Genomic DNA, 260 nt, shown 5'->3' on the forward strand with positions numbered 1-260 from the left:
ATATGTACCCCCTAAGGTTTGGACCATGGAGAGTGAAAATGGCGGACAATGGGCAAGTATTAACCGACCTGATTCTGGTTCTCGTTTCGAACAAGTGTTACCGATAGGTCAACACCCGATCCAACTTTACTCTATGGGGACACCTAATGGGCAAAAAGTCACTATCTTGTTAGAAGAGTTATTAGCATTAGGTATTCACCAAGCCGAGTACGATGCCTTTTTGATAAAAATTGGTGATGGTGAGCAATTCGGATCTGGGT

Annotated in this window: 1 pseudogene; it reads left to right on the top strand. The window is 43.5% G+C overall.

Features of this window, described 5'->3' with window-relative positions:
• Positions 1–260, top strand: a pseudogene (locus tag RAD10_RS42165) (glutathione-dependent disulfide-bond oxidoreductase); the annotation flags it as partial.

This window comes from Bradyrhizobium sp. 23AC, from assembly GCF_054863025.1.